The organism is bacterium (assembly GCA_041648665.1).
In the GTDB taxonomy this organism is placed as follows: domain Bacteria; phylum UBA10199; class UBA10199; order 2-02-FULL-44-16; family JAAZCA01; genus JAFGMW01.
In genome coordinates this window covers 15,629-35,850 of record JBAZOP010000010.1, presented here as the reverse complement: position 1 = coordinate 35,850, position 20,222 = coordinate 15,629, and the positions used below count along the sequence as shown (strand labels likewise).

20 protein-coding genes and 1 tRNA gene are annotated in these 20,222 nt (G+C 61.2%); 17 read left to right on the top strand and 4 right to left on the bottom strand.

Going from position 1 to position 20,222, the window contains the following annotated elements:
- Positions 1-18 precede the first annotated feature (18 nt).
- The 6 genes from infB to pnp all read left to right on the top strand — a co-directional run bounded on the left by infB (position 19) and on the right by pnp (position 7,100).
- Positions 19-2,418, top strand: a complete 2,400-nt coding sequence (gene infB, locus WC683_05655; GenBank protein MFA4972077.1) for a translation initiation factor IF-2 — start codon at positions 19-21, stop codon at positions 2,416-2,418.
- Between the two features lie 21 nt (positions 2,419-2,439).
- Positions 2,440-2,811, top strand: coding sequence for a 30S ribosome-binding factor RbfA (rbfA, locus tag WC683_05650; GenBank protein ID MFA4972076.1), 372 nt, complete (start codon positions 2,440-2,442; stop codon positions 2,809-2,811).
- Positions 2,795-3,769 carry a DHH family phosphoesterase gene (locus WC683_05645; protein MFA4972075.1) on the top strand — a complete coding sequence of 325 codons (975 nt, stop codon included), beginning with the start codon at positions 2,795-2,797 and terminating at the stop codon, positions 3,767-3,769. Before rbfA ends, WC683_05645 begins: the two co-directional genes overlap by 17 nt.
- On the top strand, positions 3,766-4,461 hold the full coding sequence (gene truB, locus WC683_05640; protein ID MFA4972074.1) for a tRNA pseudouridine(55) synthase TruB: 696 nt from the start codon (positions 3,766-3,768) through the stop codon (positions 4,459-4,461). The genes WC683_05645 and truB overlap by 4 nt, the downstream gene beginning before the upstream one ends.
- A gap of 48 nt (positions 4,462-4,509) precedes the next feature.
- Positions 4,510-4,779, top strand: a complete 270-nt coding sequence (rpsO, locus tag WC683_05635; GenBank protein MFA4972073.1) for a 30S ribosomal protein S15 — start codon at positions 4,510-4,512, stop codon at positions 4,777-4,779.
- Between the two features lie 212 nt (positions 4,780-4,991).
- Positions 4,992-7,100: a polyribonucleotide nucleotidyltransferase gene (gene pnp, locus WC683_05630; protein MFA4972072.1), complete on the top strand. Its 2,109-nt coding sequence runs from the start codon at positions 4,992-4,994 to the stop codon at positions 7,098-7,100.
- A 6-nt stretch (positions 7,101-7,106) separates the two neighbouring features.
- On the opposite strand, the gene coaE is transcribed toward pnp, so the two are convergent.
- The 4 genes from coaE to WC683_05610 are packed head-to-tail and all read right to left on the bottom strand — an operon-like array spanning position 7,107 to position 10,648.
- Entirely contained in the window at positions 7,107-7,730 is a 624-nt protein-coding gene (gene coaE / locus WC683_05625) for a dephospho-CoA kinase (GenBank protein ID MFA4972071.1), read from the bottom strand.
- Positions 7,727-8,200 (bottom strand): tetratricopeptide repeat protein, encoded by a 474-nt coding sequence (locus WC683_05620; protein ID MFA4972070.1) that lies wholly within the window; start codon positions 8,198-8,200, stop codon positions 7,727-7,729. Before WC683_05620 ends, coaE begins: the two co-directional genes overlap by 4 nt.
- Positions 8,178-9,653, bottom strand: coding sequence for an HD domain-containing protein (locus WC683_05615; protein ID MFA4972069.1), 1,476 nt, complete (start codon positions 9,651-9,653; stop codon positions 8,178-8,180). The genes WC683_05620 and WC683_05615 overlap by 23 nt, the downstream gene beginning before the upstream one ends.
- On the bottom strand, positions 9,650-10,648 hold the full coding sequence (locus WC683_05610; protein ID MFA4972068.1) for a SurA N-terminal domain-containing protein: 999 nt from the start codon (positions 10,646-10,648) through the stop codon (positions 9,650-9,652). Before WC683_05610 ends, WC683_05615 begins: the two co-directional genes overlap by 4 nt.
- Positions 10,649-10,814: 166 nt before the next feature.
- On the opposite strand from WC683_05610, the gene WC683_05605 reads away from it, so the two are divergent.
- The 11 genes from WC683_05605 to rplT all read left to right on the top strand — a co-directional run bounded on the left by WC683_05605 (position 10,815) and on the right by rplT (position 20,218).
- Positions 10,815-11,858 (top strand): rod shape-determining protein, encoded by a 1,044-nt coding sequence (locus WC683_05605; GenBank protein MFA4972067.1) that lies wholly within the window; start codon positions 10,815-10,817, stop codon positions 11,856-11,858.
- Positions 11,859-11,952: 94 nt separating this feature from the next.
- The gene (gene mreC / locus WC683_05600) at positions 11,953-12,819 is read left to right on the top strand and encodes a rod shape-determining protein MreC (GenBank protein ID MFA4972066.1); all 867 of its coding nucleotides are present in this window, start codon (positions 11,953-11,955) and stop codon (positions 12,817-12,819) included.
- Complete coding sequence (locus WC683_05595; GenBank protein MFA4972065.1) at positions 12,820-13,341, top strand: hypothetical protein; 522 nt, start codon at positions 12,820-12,822, stop codon at positions 13,339-13,341.
- A 19-nt stretch (positions 13,342-13,360) separates the two neighbouring features.
- Positions 13,361-15,397 (top strand): penicillin-binding protein 2, encoded by a 2,037-nt coding sequence (mrdA, locus tag WC683_05590; protein ID MFA4972064.1) that lies wholly within the window; start codon positions 13,361-13,363, stop codon positions 15,395-15,397.
- A 15-nt stretch (positions 15,398-15,412) separates the two neighbouring features.
- Positions 15,413-16,522: a rod shape-determining protein RodA gene (gene rodA / locus WC683_05585; protein ID MFA4972063.1), complete on the top strand. Its 1,110-nt coding sequence runs from the start codon at positions 15,413-15,415 to the stop codon at positions 16,520-16,522.
- A 78-nt stretch (positions 16,523-16,600) separates the two neighbouring features.
- Entirely contained in the window at positions 16,601-16,927 is a 327-nt protein-coding gene (gene trxA, locus WC683_05580; GenBank protein MFA4972062.1) for a thioredoxin, read from the top strand.
- Between the two features lie 133 nt (positions 16,928-17,060).
- Positions 17,061-17,134: transfer RNA gene (locus WC683_05575), tRNA-Val, on the top strand.
- Between the two features lie 37 nt (positions 17,135-17,171).
- Positions 17,172-18,917, top strand: a complete 1,746-nt coding sequence (gene thrS, locus WC683_05570; GenBank protein MFA4972061.1) for a threonine--tRNA ligase — start codon at positions 17,172-17,174, stop codon at positions 18,915-18,917.
- Between the two features lie 49 nt (positions 18,918-18,966).
- On the top strand, positions 18,967-19,560 hold the full coding sequence (gene infC, locus WC683_05565) for a translation initiation factor IF-3 (protein ID MFA4972060.1): 594 nt from the start codon (positions 18,967-18,969) through the stop codon (positions 19,558-19,560).
- Between the two features lie 18 nt (positions 19,561-19,578).
- The gene (gene rpmI, locus WC683_05560) at positions 19,579-19,776 is read left to right on the top strand and encodes a 50S ribosomal protein L35 (protein ID MFA4972059.1); all 198 of its coding nucleotides are present in this window, start codon (positions 19,579-19,581) and stop codon (positions 19,774-19,776) included.
- A gap of 88 nt (positions 19,777-19,864) precedes the next feature.
- Positions 19,865-20,218 carry a 50S ribosomal protein L20 gene (gene rplT, locus WC683_05555; GenBank protein MFA4972058.1) on the top strand — a complete coding sequence of 118 codons (354 nt, stop codon included), beginning with the start codon at positions 19,865-19,867 and terminating at the stop codon, positions 20,216-20,218.
- Positions 20,219-20,222 lie beyond the last annotated feature (4 nt).

The following is a 20,222-nucleotide window of genomic DNA, read 5'->3' as shown; positions in this document are numbered from 1 at the left end:
GAGCAAGGGAGCAGCCCGATGTCAGTTGAGAGCGAAAAAGTGCAGATCGAAGTCCAGGCCGAGGTCGTCGAGAAACGCGTCAAGCCGACGGTCATCCGCCGCAGGGCGAAGAAGGTAGAACCGCCGTCCGCCGAGGAGATCAAGGCAGCCGAAGAAAAGGCTGTCGCCCAGGCTGAGGAGGAGGCCGCAGCAGCGCCCGCGCCTGAGCCCATTGAGGCGGCTAAGCCGCAGGAAGCGACGGTGCAGCCCGCCCAAGCCGCCACTGAGTCTGCGATGTCGAGGCCGACCTCCGTGCACGGGCCTGAGGCCCGAGGCATGGCGGGTCCCAAGCTCGCGGCGCCGTCGGATGCGGAGCGAAAGATCGGCGTCGTCGGCTACATCAAGCTGGGCGAGACCGCGCCAGCGGTGGTGGTCGCCAAGGATACCTGGCGCGACCGCCTCAAGAAGGGCCCGCGCCGTCGCAAGAGCAGGGCCGAGATCGAGATGGAGGCGATAGAGCGTTCGGGCGGGCTCAAGCAGTTCGTGGGCACGCTGCCGGAGGGCGTAGAGGCTGCGGCGCCGGTCTTCGCCGACCGCGTGTTCCAGCCGTTGCCGAGCTCGAAGAAAAAACGCACGGTGCGCAGGGAATTCCAGCAGACCAAGATCACAGAGGCGAAGGCGATAAAGAAGATCATCCGCGTCGAGGACGGCATCTCAGTCTCCGCCCTCTCTCAGGCGCTCGGCATCAAGGCCGGCGAAATCATAAAGAGGCTGATGCCGCTCGGCATCATGGCGACGGTCAACCAGCAGATTGATCCCGACACCGCATCGCTCATCGCGGAAGAGCACGGATACAAGGTCGAGCACACGGCGTTCAAAGAGGAGCAGATACTGGTGGAGCCGGAGGCGCATGCGTCGGCTGCGAACCTCGCGCCGCGCGCGCCGGTCGTCACCGTGATGGGCCATGTCGACCATGGAAAGACCTCGATCCTCGACGTCATACGAAAGAGCAATGTGGCGGAGGGCGAGGCGGGCGGCATCACTCAGCACATCGGCGCGTACGAAGTGCGCGTGCCCAAGGGCAGCATCACGTTCCTCGATACGCCGGGCCACGAGGCCTTCACCGAGATGCGCGCCAGAGGAGCTCAGGTCACCGACATCGTGGTGCTGGTGGTGGCTGCGGACGACGGCATCATGCCGCAGACCATCGAGGCGATATCACATGCAAAGGCGGCCGGCGTTCCGATCATCGTCGCCATCAACAAGATAGACAAACCGGAGGCTCAGCCGGACCGCGTGAAGCAGAGCCTCACCGAGCACGGCCTGGTGCCGGAGGATTGGGGCGGCGACGTGATCTGCATCAACACCTCGGCAAAGACCAAGAAGGGCGTGGACCAGCTGCTCGACATGATACTCCTGCAGTCCGAGGTGCTGGAGCTCAAGGCAGACCCCACACTGCGCGCCAAGGGATCGGTGGTCGAGGCCTGGCTCGAGAAGGGCCGTGGCCCGATGGCGACCGTGCTGATTCAAGAGGGCACTCTCAAGGAGGGCGACATCGTCGTCTGCGGTCTCTACGAGGGCAAGGTTCGCGCCATGTTCGACGCGGCGGGAAAGAAGCTCAAGGAGGCCGGGCTCTCCAAACCGGTCGCGATAATCGGACTCTCCGGAGTCCCGAACGCCGGCGACGAGATGGTGGCGGTCTCGGATGAGCGCAGCGCCAAGCTGGTCTCCGAGCAGCGCAGGCAGAAGGATCGCGAGCGCGGGATGGCTCGGCCGGCGCACGTCTCGCTGGAGGACCTCTCGAAACAGATGATCGATGGCGAGCCCAAGGAACTCCCCGTGATCCTCAAGGCGGACGTCCACGGCTCCGTGGAGGCGGTAGCGGACTCCCTGCAGAAGCTCTCGACCGACCAGGTGAAACTCAATGTCATCCATGTTGGGGTCGGCGGCATCACGGAGAGCGACGTGATGTTGGCCTCGGCGTCCAACGCTGTGGTGCTTGGCTTCAATGTCGTGCCGGACAGCAAGGCCAGGCAGGCGGCCGAGCGCGAGAACATAGACGTGCGCAACTATCGCATCATCTACGAGATGATCGACGAGGTGCGCAAGGCCATGGAGGGCCTGCTCGCCCCTGAAGAGAAGGAAGTGGCCATCGGCCAGGCGGAGGTCCGCGAGGTATTCAAGATCACGAAGGTCGGCACGATAGCGGGCTGCCACGTGGTTCAGGGCAAGATTCAGCGCAACGCCCTTGTGAGGCTCCTGCGCGACCAGACGATAGTGTTCGAGGGCAAACTCTCCTCGCTCAAGCGCTTCAAGGACGACGCGAAGGAGGTCGCCGAGGGCTACGAGTGCGGCATAGGGATCGAGAACTTCAACGATCTCAAGGTCGGCGACGTCATCGACGCGTACGTAATAGAGCGCAAGGCCGCGAAGCTTTAGGCGAGTGGAGACGATCAGCGCATGAAACATCACTCCCCCTGTGACAGGAGCGAGAGGGTGGCCGACGCGATCAGGAGGCTCGTCGCGGAGACGCTCTTGACCGAGATGTCGGACCCCAGGCTCCGCGACGTGCAGATAACGCGCGTCCGGATGACGAAGGATCTGCACATAGCGCGTATCTACTATCATGCGCTCGCATCCGACGAGGACGGCCGCGCCGACATGGAGAAGGGTTTCCAGAGCGCGGCGGGATTTTTGCGCTGCCGCATCGGGGAGGAGCTCTCGCTCAAGTTCACGCCGGAGGTGGAGTTCTACTACGACGACTCGATCGACTTTTCGGATCGGATAGACGAGATCATGGCGGGTATGAAGAGGGATGAACGCGATGGATGACTACGCAGGTTTCATAGGGAAGCTCAAGGCTTCCAGGCTCTTCCTGGTGGTCTCGCATTACAGCCCGGACGGCGACGCCATCGGATCGACCATCGCCATGGGGATGGCCCTGGAGATGATGGGGAAACAGGCCGTGCTCTATAACCGCGACCCCTTGCCCGACAACCTGCGCTTTCTGCCGGGCGCGGACAAATTCGTCTCGGTCATCCCTTCGGGCGCGCACTTCGATATGGCGATAATGGTCGACTGCGCCCAGAGAAAGAGGATATCCGACGATTTCGCCGCAAGCGGCGCATTCGCCTCGGTCGCCTGCATAGACCACCACAAACTCAAGGGGGTCGAGGCCGACATCGTCCTGCTGGATGACGCGGCTGCCTCGACGGGCGATGTGGTGCTGAGACTCGTGGAGCACGCCGGTCTGCCGGTGGGCCCGGAGCTCGCCCAGTGCATCTACACCACTCTGGTGGTCGACACCGGGTTCTTCAGGTATTCCTCCACTGACTCCAGGGTCTTCTCGCTTGCATCGAAGCTCGTTTCCCTCGGTGCGTCGCCGTGGGATGTGGCCAAGAACCTGGAAGAGTCGTATCCGGAAGCGAGGCTCAAGCTGCTCGCCGGTTCGCTCGCGACGCTTTCGCTCGATCTGAACGGGCGCTATGCCGCCATGGATGTCACGGCGAAGATGCTGAAGGAGACCGGCGCCTGCATGGAGTTCTCGGACGAGTTCACCACCTATCCCCGCTCGATCAAGGGCGTGGAGGTCGCGGCGCTCTTCCGCGAGGTGGATGCAGGCCATGTTAAGGTGAGCCTCCGTTCCAAGGATACGGTCGACGTCGCCGAGCTCGCGCGCGGGATGGGCGGAGGCGGGCACGCCCGCGCCGCAGGACTGCGCATCAAGGCGACGATGGAAGAGGCCAAGCTTCGCCTCAGGGAAGCGGTGGAGAAGGCGCTGAAATCGTGAAGACCTCGTCGGACAATCTCTCAGGCGTGTTGGTGGTGGACAAACCGGTCGGCCCGACATCTCATGATGTGGTTTCGATCGTGAAGAGGATCACGTGCGCGCGCAGGGTGGGGCATCTGGGTACGCTTGACCCTGGGGCAAGCGGCGTGCTGCCGTTGGTGATCAACGAGGCCACGAAACGGGCAGGCGAGCTCGCCGGCGACGAAAAGGTCTACGAGTTCACGCTCTGTCTTGGCAGGAGCACCGACACCGACGATGACCGCGGCGAGACCATCGAGGAGGAGGCTGCGGTGCCGGCCGGCCTGATGGATGAACTCAAGCTGCTCATACCCAGGTTCGTAGGCAGGCTTATGCAGACGCCCCCCAGTTATTCGGCGATCAAGGTCTCGGGCCGCAAGGCATACGATCTCAAAAGGGATGGGATAGACCCCGGGCTTTTGCCCAGGGAGGTGATTATCGACTCCCTTGAGATCATCGGCTGGGATTGGCCCTGCCCCAGGCTCAGGATGTCCTGCCGCAAGGGGACCTACGTAAGGAGCCTGTGCAGGGATCTGGGCCGGACCCTGGGCTGCGGGGGGCATGCCAAGGATATTCGCAGGTTGCGCAGCGGCCCCTATATAATAGATACGGCGGTGAGCCTAGATCGCCTTAAAAGGGAGCCTGAGGCATGGAAAAGCAGCCTTATAATGTGAAAAAACTCTTTACAGTTAACCCCTTATAGGATAAGCATCGCGCCCACTATGACAATGGACAAGACACAGAAGACCGAGATCATCAATAAATTCCGCACCGGCGAGGGTGACACCGGATCGCCGGAGGTGCAGGTGGCGATTCTGTCGGAGAGGATAAACCACCTCACCGGTCACTTCAGCACCCATGCCAAGGATCATGCCAGCCGCCGCGGCCTGCTCAAGATGGTCGGCCGCAGGCGAAAACTGTTGAGCTACCTCAAGGAGCACAAAGAGGAGAGCTACAAGTCGCTGATAAAGGAACTGGGCATAAGGAAGTAGCCCGGCGCAAGGCGAGAAGGAGAGTGCGCTGATAATTTTCACAAACGCTCGCTCACAAGGCGGGCGTTTTTGTAAGTTATCAGTGAAGCCCTTCCTTCGGACTTTCTCACATCAAAGGCTTTAGTTCATGCTCGACGCTATGAACGCGGAGCGTTTCGCATGCGCATTGCGCGCAGATGCGAAAGGATCATCGCGCCAAAGGAGAAGGAAAAATGACTAAGAAGGTTACCGCAAATCTGGGCGGAAAAGAGCTCACGATCGAAACGGGCAGGATCGCCAAGCAGGCGGCCGGCTCCGTGCTCGTGCGCTACGGCGATTCGATAGTGCTCGTGACGGCTCAGGCCAGGGACGAGGCCGCCGAGGGCAAGGATTTCCTGCCGCTCTCGGTCGACTACGTGGAGAAGACCTTCGCGGCCGGCAAGATCCCCGGAGGGTTCTTCAAGCGCGAGGGCAGGCCCACTGCGCGGGAGATACTCACGAGTCGGCTGATCGACAGGCCGATCAGGCCGCTCTTCCCCAAGGGCTATTTCAACGAGACGCAGGTGATCGCCACCGTGCTCTCCTCCGACAATGATCACGATCCCGACACGCTGGGCGTGATCGGCGCGTCTGCAGCGCTGACCATCTCGCCGTACCCGTTCAAGGGACCGATATCGTGCGTGCGCGTGGGCAGGGTGAGCGGCAAGTTCGTCTGCAACCCGAGCTCCGCGGAGCGCGAGTCGAGCGACATGGACATCGTGGTCGCCGGCACGAAGGACGCGATCGTCATGGTCGAGGGCGGCGCGCAGATGGTGTCCGAGGAGGACATGATTGAGGCTCTGATGTTCGCACACGCGCAGATGCAGCCGGCGATCGAGGCCCAGATCGAGCTGGCGAAGCAGGCCGGCAAGAAGAAGTGGGAAGACCCGGTGCTGCCGGACACCTCGGAGCTCAGGAAAAAGGTCGAGGCCGAACTCGCGGGCAGGCTCCCTGCGGCCGTGACCATACCCACGAAGATGGAGCGCTATGCCGCGCTCGACGTGCTGAAGGACGAGGTCGTGGATAAGCTGGTCCCGGAGGAGGACGAGAGTTCCCTCAAGTCCCAGGTCAAGGAGATCATAAGCGACATCAAGAAGGAGCACGTTCGCGGCATGATCGTCTCCAGCGGCAAGCGCATCGACGGCCGAGGGCTCACGGATGTGCGGCCCATCAGCTGCGACGTGGCGCTTTTGCCCAGGGCCCACGGCTCCGCGCTCTTCACCCGCGGTGAGACGCAGGCGTTGGCCACGGTCACGCTCGGAACGAAAGAGGATCAGCAGTTGATCGAGAATATAACCGCCGAGTACTACGAGAAGTTCATGCTTCATTACAACTTTCCGCCGTTCTCTGTGGGCGAGGTCAAGTTCCTCCGCTCTCCAGGTCGGCGCGAGATAGGGCACGGCGCGCTGGCGGAGCGGGCGATCAGGCGCGTGTTGCCGCCCGAGGATGACTTCCCGTACACCATAAGGGTCGTCTCCGAGATACTCGAGTCCAACGGCTCTTCGTCCATGGCTACCGTCTGCGGCTCGATACTCGCGCTCATGGATGCGGGCGTTCCCATCAAAGCCCCGGTGGCCGGTGTGGCTATGGGCCTCATAAAGGAAAAAGACCAGACGGCGATCCTGACCGACATCCTCGGAGACGAGGATCACCTGGGCGACATGGACTTCAAGGTCTGTGGCACCAGGGAAGGGGTCACCGCACTGCAGATGGACATCAAGATCGGCGGGATCACGCGCGAGATATTCACCAAGGCGCTGCGGCAGGCGCGCGACGCCAGGCTGCACATCCTCGAGAACATGGAGAGGGCGCTCGCCAAGCCGCGCAGGGAGCTTTCGCAGTACGCGCCCAAGCTCACGGTGCTCAAGATACCGGTCGACCGCATCGGCGATCTCATCGGCCCTGGCGGCAAGAACGTGCGCAAGATCATAGAGGAGACCGGCGCGACGATAGACATCAGCGATGACGGCACGGTGGTGATCGGCGCGGTCGACCAGGCCTCCGGTGATCGGGCGATAAAGCTCGTCAAGCGGTCCACCGCCATGCCTGAGGCGGGCAAGTACTACCGCGGCAAGGTCGTGCGCATCGCCGATTTCGGCGCCTTCATCGAGATATTCCCCAAGGTCGACGGCCTGCTGCACATCTCCCATATCGATACGAACAGGATCAAACAGGTCTCGGACGTGCTCAAGATGGGCGACGAGGTCGTGGTGAAGGTTCTGGAGATCGATCCGGAGAGCGGCAAGATCAGGCTCTCGCGCAAGGAGGCCTTCGGCCACGAATCCGAGGTGGAGGAGAGCTGAGGAACATCACTTCTTTTTCGGGAAGAGTCCTTTGATCATATCCTGATGCAGCCTTGCCACCTGGACGCGGGTCTCCTCGAACGTCCCATCGTTGTCGATCACCGCGTCGGCGGCCGCGACTTTTCGCTCGAGTGGGAACTGAGCGGCGAGTCTGAGCATTATCTCCTCGCGGCTCATCGCGAACTTCTGCATGCAGCGCTCTACCTCCTGTTCCTCCCTGCAGCGCACGACGATGATCGCGTCGAAGAGGCCCTCCCAGTGCGCCTCGATGAGCAGAGGCACCTCGGCGATGATGAACCTGTGGTGCTCCTTCGCGAGCGCGGCGGAGCGCTTTGAGAGTTCCGCTTTTACCAGAGGGTGTATGACGGATTCTAGATATTTGCGTTCGACCGGGTCCTGGAAGACGATGCGGGCCAGCGTGGTGCGGTCGATCTGGCCATCCTTACCGATGATGGCGTTGCCGTAGCGTTCGTACAGCGCCCTCCAGGCATGAGTGCGGGGGGTGAGGAGCTCGTGCGCAATTTCGTCCGCATCGAGCACCGGGACGCCGTGCTCCTCGAACATCCATGCGACCGTGCTCTTGCCGGTGCCGATGTTGCCGGTGAGACCGATGAGCTTGGTGTTCTTCATCTCTCAGCCTCTGGTTTGTCCGGAGCGGTCTCTGGTTCGAGGGACTTGTTCTTCAAGTCCATGAGTATGCCGATGAGCGCCCGGGTAGCTATCTCCCCCATGCCGACCAGCTCCTCTATCCCGGCGCCGATCTCCTCTTTCCCTTGGCTCGCTAGAATCCTGAAGGCGAGTTCGGAGGCTCGCTGCCACTCCGGGGAGAGCTGCGCGTGCAGCTGTCTGATGGGCGGATTGCCCTGCGCCTGGTGCTCCATGGTCCATGCGACCGATTCGGCGAAGTCCTCCATCTTCCATTTGCGGCCGGTCCGGTCATGGGCCTGATTCAGCTTGTCGTAGATTCCTTCGAGCGTGGGGTCGAACTCCTCCGCCTTGCGGTATTCGCGGAGGGCCTTCTCGAACTTGCCCTTCTCGAACAAGGCGTCGGCCTTGGCCATGTGCTTGCGAGCTTTGTCAGGATTGTGTTTCTTTGACATCGGCCTTGTCCGCCCTCGCCGCCGTTTTTCGGCCGTGCGCACGCCCAGATGCGAGATCAGCGACGTTGGAATTGTCCATCATTTCCCGGGCGAGTGCAAGGAGTTTGTCCCCCGTGTTCAGCGAGGGATCGTCCAGCGTCCTCTCGACCAGCGCTGCGATCACCGCTCCGAGCGCCGGTCCCTCTGGGACGCCGAGCTCCATGAGAGCATGCCCGTCGATTGCCAGATCCTTTGGGCCGAACGGGGGTTTCTTCGCGAGCTCCTCCACGATGCGCTTTCTCAGCTTGAGCACCCCCTTGATGCCGGCGGGGTGTTTGCCGCCTCGGTTGTCGGCGATCCTCAAGTCGGTGAGCATGAAGATCGTCTCCTTGCCCACCTTGGAGACGAAACGGCGTATCGCGCGGTCGGTGAAGTTGGCCTTCGTCTCGAACATGTGGTGTTCGATGAGCGTTCGCACCAGCTTCGGGTCGACGCCTGCGGCGGCCAGCTTCAGGCGCTCCATCGCGCGTTCCGCGAGCCTCCTGGAAACCAGCTGATGCCCGAAGAAGACGATGCGGCCGGCGGGCGCGTGGAAGCGCGCGGTCTTCGCCTTGCCGGTGTCGTGCAGGAGGACGGCGAACATGAGGTTGATGTCGCCGCGATGCTCAACTGCGTCATCCGAACGGGCCGCGTCCAGCGAGCGCATCGTGTGGCTGTAGACGTCGTCGCCCGGCTGTTTGTCCTGCTCTATCCCCTTGATCGCAGCTATCTCGGGCAGCACGTGCGCCAGCAGTCCGGAATCCGACAGCAGATCGAAGCCCTTCGACGGTTTCTGGGCGCTCATCAGCTTGACCAGCTCCATGCCGATGCGTTCGCCGGAGACGGTCTTTATGAGGTGCGCGTGCTCCTTCATCGACTCCCACGTCGCGGGTTCGATCGTGAGCCCGAATCGCGCCGCGAACTGCACGCCCCTGATGAGCCTCAGCGGATCCTCCTCGAACGCCTTCGGAAAAACCATCCGCAGGAGTTTTTGCGAAAGGTCCTTGGCTCCGCCGAACGGATCGATCAGCTGAGAGTCGGAGACCCTCCTGGCCATTGCGTTGATCGTGAAGTCCCTGCGGCCGAGGTCCTCCTCGACCGGCATGTCGGGATCGAAGTCCACCTCGAAATCTCGGTGCTTCACGCCCGTCGAGCGCTCGCGCCTGGGCAGCGCGATGTCCACGGTGATCTCCGGCCTGCTGTGAGGCGAGAACTTTATGATGCCGAACGATTTGCCGACGCCGACGACTTTGCCGTGGGGGGCGAGCAGGGCGCATACCCGTTTCATCGAGAGCCGGCGGCAGAGGAAGTCGCGGTCCTTGGCAGTCCTTCCCAGGAGACCGTCGCGCACCGGACCGCCGACCTCGTAGAGTTCGCCGCCTGCATCGACGAGCACGCCGATGCATTTCATTATTTCATCTTCGGAAAGGTTCATTGCTCTATTTCCAGGGAGCTTTCAACTTTGGCGCTGTCGCGTAGTTTTTCCATCCAGGCCCTGTAGTAGTCCTGCGAGGAGGGTTTAGTCTCGGGCGCTGCCGCCACGGGCGAGAGGGCCGCCAGCCGGAGCACATAGACTTTTCCCTCGTGCTCGATCGGCTCCGGGAGCACGGGGCTTCCCATGCCGAGGGAGAATATGGCGCGGTAATCTTCGTACGAGGCGTTGCCGTCGAGCAGCTGTGCTCGTTGGGAGATCTTTATGGGACCCACGCTCGCAGGCGAGACCTTCTGTTTTCTCAAGAGGTCTCTCCAGCGCGCGGGCTCCGTGTTGATCAACATCTTTGCGAAGCCCTTGACCTCTTCGACCGACTTGAAGCTCTCCTTGAGAGCGCTGGGATCCAGCGTCACGATCTCGAAGGTCCATTCCTTCGTCTTTCCTTCAGGGAATGTGGGGACTAGGTTGATGCCGCTGAAGAGGTCGGAGAATTCCTTCATCTTCAGGTCCTCGTCCAGGAAGCTCTCGAAGTCGATGCCGAACTTCTGCTTGAAGTAGGGGAGGTACTCATCCCGATAGAAGACATAGTCGAACTCCCCGTCCCTCTGCGCGGCCGGCGTGCCCTTGACCGCGTCGATGAGCATCTCGTCCGGGATCACGATGCCGAGTTTGTCCGCCTGCTCCCGCATGAGGGTTCGGGATATGAGCTGCTCCAGCGTGCCCTGCATGGCCATCTTTTTCAGGAATTCCGGCACCTCCCCCTCCTTGAAGGAGGAGCGCAGCCTCTCGTAGTTCTGGTCCAGGAGAAAGCGGAACTCGGCGGCCGGTATCGGGAGCCCGTTGACCGTGGCCACCGTCTTGGACGGTTCGCTCGCGCCCTTGCGGAAGGTGCTCCAGCCGAAGAAGAATATGAACGTGACGACGATCGAGGCGAGTATCGCCTTGATCATCCACGAAGAGGCGTGTTTTCTTAGGATATCCAGCATAGTCTGTCTCACCTCATGGCCCGGGGAGGCCCCCGGACAGTTGGAATGGCTGGCCAGCCTCTAATCGATGAAATGACATAAATCAACAATTTTGTTGATCTTTCCGGAAGGCTCTGTTAGACGGGCTCAAATTTGAGGCGCCTGATTCGGGGGCATTCCGCATCAATAATTTCAGGAGATGACAGCCATGTTCTTGGACCCGATCCTGGGTTTGTTTTCCAACGATCTTGCCATCGATCTCGGAACCGCCAACACGCTCGTCTACGCGAGGGGCAAGGGGATCATCGCAGCCGAACCCTCGGTCGTCGCGGTGCAGCGTGACGCGCGCGGCATCAAGCGCGTGCTCGCGGTTGGCAAAGAGGCCAAGGAGATGCTGGGCCGCACCGCCGGCACCATCGAGGCGATAAGGCCGATGAAGGACGGCGTGATTGCAGACTTCGAGGTGACCGAGGCGATGCTCCGCTACTTCATACGCAAGGCGCACAACCGCAAGACGCTCATCAGGCCGCGCATCATAGTGTGCATCCCGTTCGGAGTCACCGAGGTCGAGAAGAGGGCGGTGCGCGAGTCGGCCGAGACGGCAGGCGCGCGCGAGGTCTATCTCATCGAAGAGCCTATGGCGGCTGCGATAGGCGCAGGGCTTCCGATCACCGAACCGTCGGGCAACATGGTCGTGGACATAGGCGGCGGCACCACGGAGGTGGCGGTCATCTCGCTGGCCGGTATCGTCTTCTCGAAGTCGATCCGCATCGCGGGCGACAAGATGGACGAGGCGATCATCCACTACATCAAGCGCAAGTACAACATGCTCATAGGCGAGCGCACCGCCGAGGCGGTCAAGATCGCGATCGGCACCGCGTACCCGGACGGCGAGATACGCTCCATGGAGATAAAGGGCCGCGACTTGGTGGCTGGCGTCCCCAAGACCCTCGAAATACACTCAGAAGAGGTGCGCGAGGCGATCGTCGAGCCGGTCAACGCCATAGTCGAGGCGGTGAAGATAACGCTGGAGCGCACGCCCCCCGAGCTCTCCGCCGACATAGTGGACAGGGGGATCGTGCTCACGGGCGGAGGGGCCCTGCTAAGAAATCTCGACCTCCTGCTGCGCGAGGAGACCGGGCTGCCGGTCAGGGTCGCAGACGACCCGCTCTCCTGCGTGGTGCTCGGCTCCGGCAAGGCTCTGGAGCGCCTCGACGTCTTCAGGGGGATTACTGTTAATTGATTGACGGAGATTCTCACCGGATCCTCGATCCTGGATCCTAGATCCTCGTGAACAGACGAGCATCGAGGGCCGAGCATCGGGGATCATTTATTTTATGGCATTTCTAAGAAGAAAGTTTCGTTTTCTCCCATTCCTGATCCCGATCCTACTGGCGCTCGTCTTCTTCTCGCTTTCATCCGACAGCATGCGCAGGGCCCCGTGGTATCAGGATGCGATCTGGAACGTGATTGCTCCGCCGCAGAAGGTTGCGAGCTGGGTGCGCGGTCTGGTCGGCGGCGCATGGAGCAGCTATGTGACGCTCGTCGGCGCGGCTGAGGAACGCGATGCGTTGTCGGCGAAGGTGGCCCTGCTCGAGGGAAAACTGGTAAGGTCTGAGGAGGTGTCGCAGGAGAACTCAAGACTCAGGGCTCTGCTCGGCTACCGGGAGAGTTTTCCGCAGAAGACCCTCGTCGCGAGCGTGGTGGCCAACGACCCGCGCTCCGAGTTCAAGAGCATCACGATAGACAGGGGGTCGCGAGACGGCATCCGTTCCCTGATGCCGGTGATAGGACCTCGAGGGCTGGTGGGCAAGGTCGGCACCGTGGACAGCAACACAGCCAGGGTTCTTCTCATCACCGACCCGAACAGCGCGGTCGATGCGATGGTCCAGCGCTCTCGCGCCAGGGGGGTCGTGGTCGGGACCGCGTGGAAGACCGAGCTCAAGGCGGGTTTCTATCTCGCGCGTCTCGAGTACATAAGGCGCGTGAGCGACATACGCGACGGGGACGTCGTGGTCACCTCCGGCTTCGATCGGATATTCCCGCCGGGTATCCCTGTCGGCACGGTCAAGGACATATCCACCTCCAGATACGGCGTCTTCACGGACGCGAACGTAGTGCCGTTCGAAAACATGGCCGAGCTCCAGGAGGTGTTGGTGGTGGTGGGCGGAGAGGTCGCGGCGGGCATGGGCGCGGGGGGTTAGGTGCGCTTCTTTCTTCTAATGGTCGCTTACGGCATCGTGGCCGTCGTCGTATCGACGACCATCCTGGCCGGATGGCCCACGCAGATGCTCCGCTTCGATTTCATCCTCCCCGCGGTCGCGGTGATATCGTTCTACAAAGAGAAGCGCGAAGCCGTGCCGATCATAGTTTTCTACGGCATGATAGTCGATGCCGCATCCGCTGCCCCGTTCGGGATGTCGGTGCTCTCCTACATAGTCATCTACTTCTTCGTGAGGGCGATCATCACCAAGATATCCTTTCAGGAAGGGGTGGCGTTGCTCTTCTGGGTCGCGATCATAAGCCTCGTGGACAAGGTCGTGTGCGCGATCGTCCTCTACGTGTCCACGGGCGAGCTCTTCACTTCGAGGGTGATACTCGAGATAGCTCCGGCGCAGGCGCTCATGGACGCCGCGCTGGGTTTTTTGATAATTCCCATGATCACCAAGTACTGGGATCTCTCTTGGGAGAAACTCACCCGCCCAAAGGGCCTGGTGCTGAAATAGACGAGGCGGTTGAGCTGAGATGAGGCTGGTACAGGAATATACGGCGGACATCGAGCACAGGTTCAAGTACGCGACCATCGCGGTGCTCGTGCTGTTCGCCGTCGTCATCTCGAGGCTCTTCTTTCTTCAGGTGATGCGCGGCGATTTCTACCACTTCTTTTCCACCGAGAACAGCATCAAGGAGACGAGGATCCCCGCGGTCAGGGGGATGATCTTCGATCGCCGCGGCCAGGTGCTGGTCGACAACAGGCCGATGTTCAACATCACGATCGTGCCGCAGTACGTGATCGATCCGAAGAGGATGGCGGCCTCGCTCGCAGACCTGATCGATATCTCGCCCGAGGAGATCGAGGCGGTCTGGGAGAAAAGGAGCACCCAGCCGAAGTATCAGCCGCTGATAGTGAAGCAGGACGTCTCGATGGACGAGATGATCCTCATCAAGTCGCACAAGAATCCGTGGCCCGACCCATCCGACCCCTTCGACCTGCGAGGCGTTGAGGTCGAGGTGAACTACGAGCGCAACTATCCCGAATCCAACATCGCGACCCACCTGCTTGGCTACGTGAAGGAGATCGATCCGGATAAGTTGGCCCGCATGAGGTTGGAGCATCCCGGACGTTACCGCCTGGGCGACAGGATCGGGGTCATGGGACTTGAAGAGACGTGGGACAAGATGCTCCGCGGCGAGGACGGCTACGAGGAGCGCGTCGTGGACGCGGTGGGCAGACAGGTGGATTACAAGGGCATAGCCGACGAGCTCACGGTGAAGCCGGCGGAGGCGGGAAACAGCCTCAAACTCACCATAGACCGGGATCTTCAGGAGATCGCGCGAGACATGTTCGTCGAGCGAAAGGGGGGCGCCGTCGCGATCGATCCGAACAACGGCGCGATACTGGCTTTGTACAGCTCGCCCTCCTATGATCTCAACCGCCTTGCCGGCCCGGGCGGTGCGGAATACTGGGCGGAGGTCTCCTCCTCGCCGGAGAAGATTCTCCTCAACAGGGCGATCCAGGGCGGGTATCCGCCGGGCTCGACCTACAAGATCGTGGTGGCCATCGCCGCGCTCTCCGAGGGGGTCGTGAAGCCGGACGAGAATGTGCACTGCGGGGGCGGCCTCCCTTACGGCGGCAGGGTGTATCACTGCCATTCAACGCACGGGGCGATCTCGCTGCAGCGGGCGATATCCCAGTCGTGCGACGTCTTCTTCTACAACATGGGGCTCAGGCTCGGGGTCGACAGACTCGCGAAGTACGCGAACATCCTGGGTCTGGGAAGGAAGACCGGGGTGCCGATCCCAGGAGAGAAACCGGGGCTGATACCGACCTCCGAGTGGAAGGAGAAGCGATTCGGCGTTCCTTGGCAGCTGGGAGAGAATCTCTCCATCGCGGTCGGACAGGGGTACGACGTGGTCGTGCCGATCCAGAACGCGCTCCTCGCAGCGGAGGTCGCCAACGGAGGCAAGAAGCTGGACCTCCATCTCGTGGATGCCGCGTACGACGTGAGCGGGAAAGAGACGTACAGGTGGAAGCCGCCGGAAGATCTGGGTGATTTGCCGATAGACAAGGAGGTGCTCGCGCTGGTGAAATCGGGGATGGAAGGCGCGACGAAGCCGGGCGGCACCGCGGGGAGGCTCTCCTGGCTCTACACCGTGAGCATGGGGGGAAAGACTGGCACTGCTCAGGTTATTTCTATGGACAGCGGCGTGAGATGCGTGGGTGAGAAGTGCCGCGACCACGCGTGGTTCATCGGTTTTGCGCCGACCGACAAACCCGAGATCGCCGCCTCCGTCGTTGTCGAGCACGGCGGGTTCGGCGCTGCGGCCGCGGCCCCGATAGTGGGTGCCATGCTCCAGAGGTACTACGACATCACGCACGGTCGCGAGAAAGAGGGGGAGGCCATCCTCAAGGAGAAGATGAAGCAGGCGGTGAAGGAAGACACGCGTCGGCTCGAGGCTGCGTCTGAGGCTGTGTCTGAGGCTGCACCCGAGGAGGCGGAGTCGCCCACGGATGAGATACTGCTTGCGCCTGTGGAGTCTCCCGAAGAGGATGTTCAGTGAGGCTATGAGGTCATAATGATATTCGGCCTGAAAAAGTTCAACGAGGGTTTTCATTGGTCCATGGCGTTCGTGACGGGCGCCCTGATCACGATAGGGCTCGTCAACCTCTACAGTGCGGTCTATTTCTGGGGCGAGGGGGGGTCGATCGCGCTCTTCTGGTCGCAGTTGCTCTGGACCGCGATAGGCATCGTGCTCATGCTCTTTGTCACCGCCAGCGACTACAGGGTGTTCCACAGGTTTGCGATCCCCGCTTATGTCGTCTCCTGCATCTTCCTCGTCCTGCCCCTCGTCGTCGGCGGCGCGGTCAGGGGTACGCACGGCTGGCTCAAACTGGGGCCGATATCGCTGCAGCCCGCCGAGTTCGCGAAGGTCTGCTACATCTTCATGGCGGCGCGCTATTTCGCCGACCACCCGAATCTCGAGGGCTTCACCCTGGTAGATCTGTGGAAACCGGCGCTGGTCATGTTCCTGCCGTGCGCCCTGATCATCGCCCAAGGCGATATGGGTTCAGCCCTCTTTTTGATCCTCATCTTCATCTCGATGGCGCTCTTCGCAAAGATCAAGGGGCGCACGCTGTTTTTGTGCGCCGTGATCGTGATGATCGCGTTTGCCGGCATATATACGTTCGGGCTCAAGGAGTATCAGCGCGACAGGATATTCAACTTCATGCACCCCGAAGCCGACGTGAAGGGCGGCGGGTATCACCTGGTCCAGTCGAAGATCGCGGTCGGCTCGGGCAGGATCTTCGGAAAGGGGTATCTCAGGGGCAACATCAACAAGCTGCGCTACCTGCCGGAGCGCCACACCGACTTCGTCTTCCCCGTCTTTGCAGAGGAATGGGGTTTCGCAGGATCTCTCGTGGTGCTCATCCTCTATGCCTCGCTGCTCCTCATGGGGGTGGACGTGGCGGCCCGCGCCAGGGACCGTTTCGGCGCCTTCTTATCGATGGGCGTGGTCGCGCTGCTCTTCTGGCAGATCGCAGTGAACCTGGGCGGCGTGCTTGGGCTCATGCCCCTCACGGGCGTCACTCTGCCGCTGATGAGCTACGGCGGTTCTTCGATGATAGCGATATTGCTCGCCGTCGGGCTCATCTTCAGCGTGCACATACGGAGATTCAGATTCTAGACGGGCTTGAAATCACTTGCCAATCGGATCGGGTTAATCTAGTTAGGCAGGGCTCATAATCAATGGAAAGGGGGAGGAATGGCCGGGAACCTGATCGAAGTGACTGACTCCACATTCCAAAGCGAGGTCCTCGAATCGCAGATACCGGTGCTCGTGGATTTCTGGGCGGCCTGGTGCGGGCCGTGCAGGGCGCTTGCGCCTTCCGTCGAGGCGATAGCGAATGAGCAGCACGGCAAGGTCAAGGTCTGCAAGATGGATGTGGACTCGAACCCGGATGTCGCGGGCAAGTTGGGCATCCGCAGCATACCCACGATCATCCTCTTCAAGGCAGGGCAGCCTGCGGGTCAACTGGTCGGCAATCTGCCCAAGGCAGCGATAGACGATTTTCTCAGGATGCATGCCTAATATAGTTGAATTTCAGATGGTTGGCTGCTAATAATAATCCACCTCTTGAAGAGGTGGATTGTTTTATAAGGGAAATCAATTTTCTTGACATTTTTGGGACCAGACCGTATCCAGAATTCTCTATATTTATCATGGGCCTTTAGCTCAGATGGCTAGAGCGCTTGCTCGACACGCAAGAGGTCACTGGTTCGAGTCCAGTAAGGCCCACAGAGGCAGAAGCTTCGGAAGCTGAGAGGCTAGAAAAATGACTGAGAAGGGCGACAAAGAACTCATGGAGCTCGAGATGCTGAGACACTCCGCGGCGCACGTGATGGCCGACGCGGTGAAGCGTCTCTTCCCGGGTGTGAAGATCACGATAGGCCCATCCATCGAGGAGGGCTTCTACTACGACTTTGACTACAAGAGGCCGTTCACCTCCGAGGATCTGGCGAAGATAGAACAGGAGATGGCGCGCATCATAGACGCCAAGCTCCCGTTCATCTGCGAGGAGGTGACCCGCGAGGGGGCCAGGGCGATCTTCAAGGACGAGCCGTACAAGCTGGAGCTTATCGACGAGCTGCCCGAGGGGCAGCGGATCACGATCTATCGCCACGGCGAATTCGTCGACCTCTGCCGCGGCCCCCACGTGGAGGACACAGGCAAAATAGGCGCCTTCAAGCTCCTCTCCGTGGCCGGCGCATACTGGAGGGGGGACGAGAAGAGGCAGCAGCTGCAGCGCATCTACGGCACGGCATTCCAGACCAAGGCGGAGCTCACGGACCATCTCGCGCGCCTCGAGGAGGCTGCGAAGCGCGATCACCGCAAGCTCGGTAAAGAGCTCGACCTCTACTCCACGATGGACGAGTACGGCGGGGGGCTGATCCTGTGGCACCCGAAGGGCGGGCGCATCCGCGACGCGATAGAGACCTTCTGGAAGGATCAGCACTATCGGAACGGGTACGACATCCTGTACACGCCGCACATCGGCCGCGCGACGCTGTGGGAGACCTCCGGTCATCTCGACTTCTATCGCGACAGCATGTACTCGCCGATGGATATCGACGGCAACGATTACTACATCAAGCCGATGAACTGCCCCTTCCACATCATGGTCTACAAGACGCAGATGCGCTCTTACAGGGATCTGCCGCTCAGGTGGGCGGAGCTGGGCACGGTCTATCGATACGAGAAGAGCGGCGTGCTGCACGGCCTGTTGCGGGTGCGCGGCTTCACCCAGGACGACGCTCACATCATCTGTACGCCGGACCAGATCGACCACGAGATCCGCGAGGTGCTGCGCTTCTCGCTCTTCATGTGGAAGTCGTTCGGCTTCACCGACGTGAAGGCATATCTGGCCACGCGTCCGGAGAAGGCGGTGGGGGAGCCTGCGCGCTGGGACCAGGCGATCGCCGCTCTCAAACACGCGGTCGCGGAGGAGAAGCTGGAATACGAGCTGGATGAAGGGGGCGGGGCGTTCTACGGCCCGAAGATCGACCTCAAGGTCAGGGACGCGCTGGGGCGCGAATGGCAGATGACCACGATCCAGTTCGATTTCAACCTGCCGGAGCGGTTCGACATGGAGTTCGTTGGCAGCGACGGGCAGCGGCACCGGCCTTACATGGTGCACCGCGCGCTCCTCGGCAGCCTCGAGCGTTTCTTCGGAGTGCTCATCGAACACTACGCGGGCGCTTTCCCTTGCTGGCTCGCGCCGGTGCAGGCGCTCCTGCTTTCGGTGAGCGAGGCGCAGATCCCTTACGCGAAGCAGGCCGCGGAGAAGCTCTCGGCCAGGGGTCTCAGGGTGAGCGTGGACGATCGAAACGAGAAGCTCGGCCTCAAGATCAGGGAGGCCCAGCTCTCCAAAGTGCCCTATATGCTGGTGGTCGGGGCCAAAGAGGCGGGCGCTGGCACGGTCGCCGTGAGATCCAGGAAGGAAGGGGATCTCGGGGTCATGCAGCTCGACGCCTTCGCCGAAAAACTCGCAGTCGAGGTGGCGGAGAGGGTGTCCGCTTGAGGGAGTTGCACAAACATTTTACAAAGGAGGTGGAGTTATTCGTCCCCCAATGATTTCGAACGCAAGGCGAGGTAAACCCGATGATCTGAGGACCAACCGAAGGATCAGGGTGCCGGAGGTGAGGTTGATAGACGACGCCGGCGGCCAGCTTGGAGTGGTTCCGACGCACCAGGCTCTGAGGATGGCGGAGGATGCCGGCCTCGACCTCGTGGAGATCTCGCCGGCCTCCAGACCGCCGGTCTGCAAGTTGATGGACTACGGCAAGTTCAAGTACGAGGAGGCGAAGCGCAAGCACGAGCAGAAGAAGCGCCAGGTGGTCGTGGTCATAAAAGAGATCAAGATGCGCGTCAGCACCGACGAGCATGACTTCCAGACCAAGCTTCGGCACATAAAGAAGTTTCTGGAGGAGGGCGACAAGGTGAAGGTGTCGATCCGCTTCCGCGGAAGGGAGATGGCCCACATGAATCTGGGCCACGATCGCATGAAGCGGGTGGTGGAAGAGGTGAAGGGGCTCGGCGAGCCGGAGAGCTTCCCCAAGATGGAGGAGAGGCAGCTCTTCATGATGCTGGTGCCGGGCAAAAAGAAGGCGGCGCCGGCAGCGGCGGCCGAACCTCAGAAGACATTGTCTGCCGCCAAAGATTGAGCGGCGAGGAGGAACAAGATGCCCAAGCTGAAGAGCAAGAGGAGCGCGGTCAAGCGCTTCCGCGCGACGAAGACGGGAAAGATCAAGAGGAAGCGCTCGAAGCTGCGCCATATCCTCACCAACAGGACGAGGAAACAGAAGAGGCGCCTGCGCTCGAAGGGCTATGTTTCCAAGGCCGACGAGAAGCGCATCGGCAGGCTTCTGCTCATCAGGTAACTCAACCCTTCGACCATGCTCAGGGTTGATACTGAGCGGCGTCTTTGGCGCAGTCGAAGTACTCAACAGGGAAAGAGAGGGTAGCAAGATGCCTCGAGCAAAACGCGGTTTTAAATCGAAGCGCCATCACAAGAAGGTGCTGAAGCAGGCAAAGGGTTATTACGGAGCCCGGAGCCGCCTGATCCGCACGGCGATGGAGGCGGTCGATCACGCGCTGCAGTACGCGTACGTGGGTCGCAAGCTCAAGAAGCGCTCCTTCAGGGGGCTGTGGCAGACGCGCGTCCAGGCCGGCGCGAGGGCCGGCGGCACATCATACAGCCGCCTGATCGGAAACCTCGCGAAGCAGAAGGTGGAGCTCAACCGCAAGATGCTTGCGGAGCTCGCTTTGAATCATCCGGAGGATTTCGCGGTCCTGGTGCATATGGCCGGAGGCGCAAAGTAGGCTC

What these genes read in the sequence shown, in the direction of transcription:
- WC683_05645 (MFA4972075.1), top strand. Translation starts at nt 2,795, where the DNA reads ATGAACGCGATGGATGACTACGCAGGTTTCATAGGGAAGCTCAAGGCT.
- mreC (MFA4972066.1), top strand. Translation starts at nt 11,953, where the DNA reads ATGGCATTTCTAAGAAGAAAGTTTCGTTTTCTCCCATTCCTGATCCCG.
- rpmI (MFA4972059.1), top strand. Translation starts at nt 19,579, where the DNA reads ATGCCCAAGCTGAAGAGCAAGAGGAGCGCGGTCAAGCGCTTCCGCGCG.
- rpsO (MFA4972073.1), top strand. Translation starts at nt 4,510, where the DNA reads ATGACAATGGACAAGACACAGAAGACCGAGATCATCAATAAATTCCGC.
- trxA (MFA4972062.1), top strand. Translation starts at nt 16,601, where the DNA reads ATGGCCGGGAACCTGATCGAAGTGACTGACTCCACATTCCAAAGCGAG.
- coaE (MFA4972071.1), bottom strand. Translation starts at nt 7,730, where the DNA reads ATGAAGAACACCAAGCTCATCGGTCTCACCGGCAACATCGGCACCGGC.
- WC683_05605 (MFA4972067.1), top strand. Translation starts at nt 10,815, where the DNA reads ATGACAGCCATGTTCTTGGACCCGATCCTGGGTTTGTTTTCCAACGAT.
- infC (MFA4972060.1), top strand. Translation starts at nt 18,967, where the DNA reads ATGATTTCGAACGCAAGGCGAGGTAAACCCGATGATCTGAGGACCAAC.
- rodA (MFA4972063.1), top strand. Translation starts at nt 15,413, where the DNA reads ATGATATTCGGCCTGAAAAAGTTCAACGAGGGTTTTCATTGGTCCATG.
- mrdA (MFA4972064.1), top strand. Translation starts at nt 13,361, where the DNA reads ATGAGGCTGGTACAGGAATATACGGCGGACATCGAGCACAGGTTCAAG.
- rbfA (MFA4972076.1), top strand. Translation starts at nt 2,440, where the DNA reads ATGAAACATCACTCCCCCTGTGACAGGAGCGAGAGGGTGGCCGACGCG.
- infB (MFA4972077.1), top strand. Translation starts at nt 19, where the DNA reads ATGTCAGTTGAGAGCGAAAAAGTGCAGATCGAAGTCCAGGCCGAGGTC.
- thrS (MFA4972061.1), top strand. Translation starts at nt 17,172, where the DNA reads ATGACTGAGAAGGGCGACAAAGAACTCATGGAGCTCGAGATGCTGAGA.
- pnp (MFA4972072.1), top strand. Translation starts at nt 4,992, where the DNA reads ATGACTAAGAAGGTTACCGCAAATCTGGGCGGAAAAGAGCTCACGATC.
- rplT (MFA4972058.1), top strand. Translation starts at nt 19,865, where the DNA reads ATGCCTCGAGCAAAACGCGGTTTTAAATCGAAGCGCCATCACAAGAAG.
- WC683_05620 (MFA4972070.1), bottom strand. Translation starts at nt 8,200, where the DNA reads ATGTCAAAGAAACACAATCCTGACAAAGCTCGCAAGCACATGGCCAAG.
- WC683_05615 (MFA4972069.1), bottom strand. Translation starts at nt 9,653, where the DNA reads ATGAACCTTTCCGAAGATGAAATAATGAAATGCATCGGCGTGCTCGTC.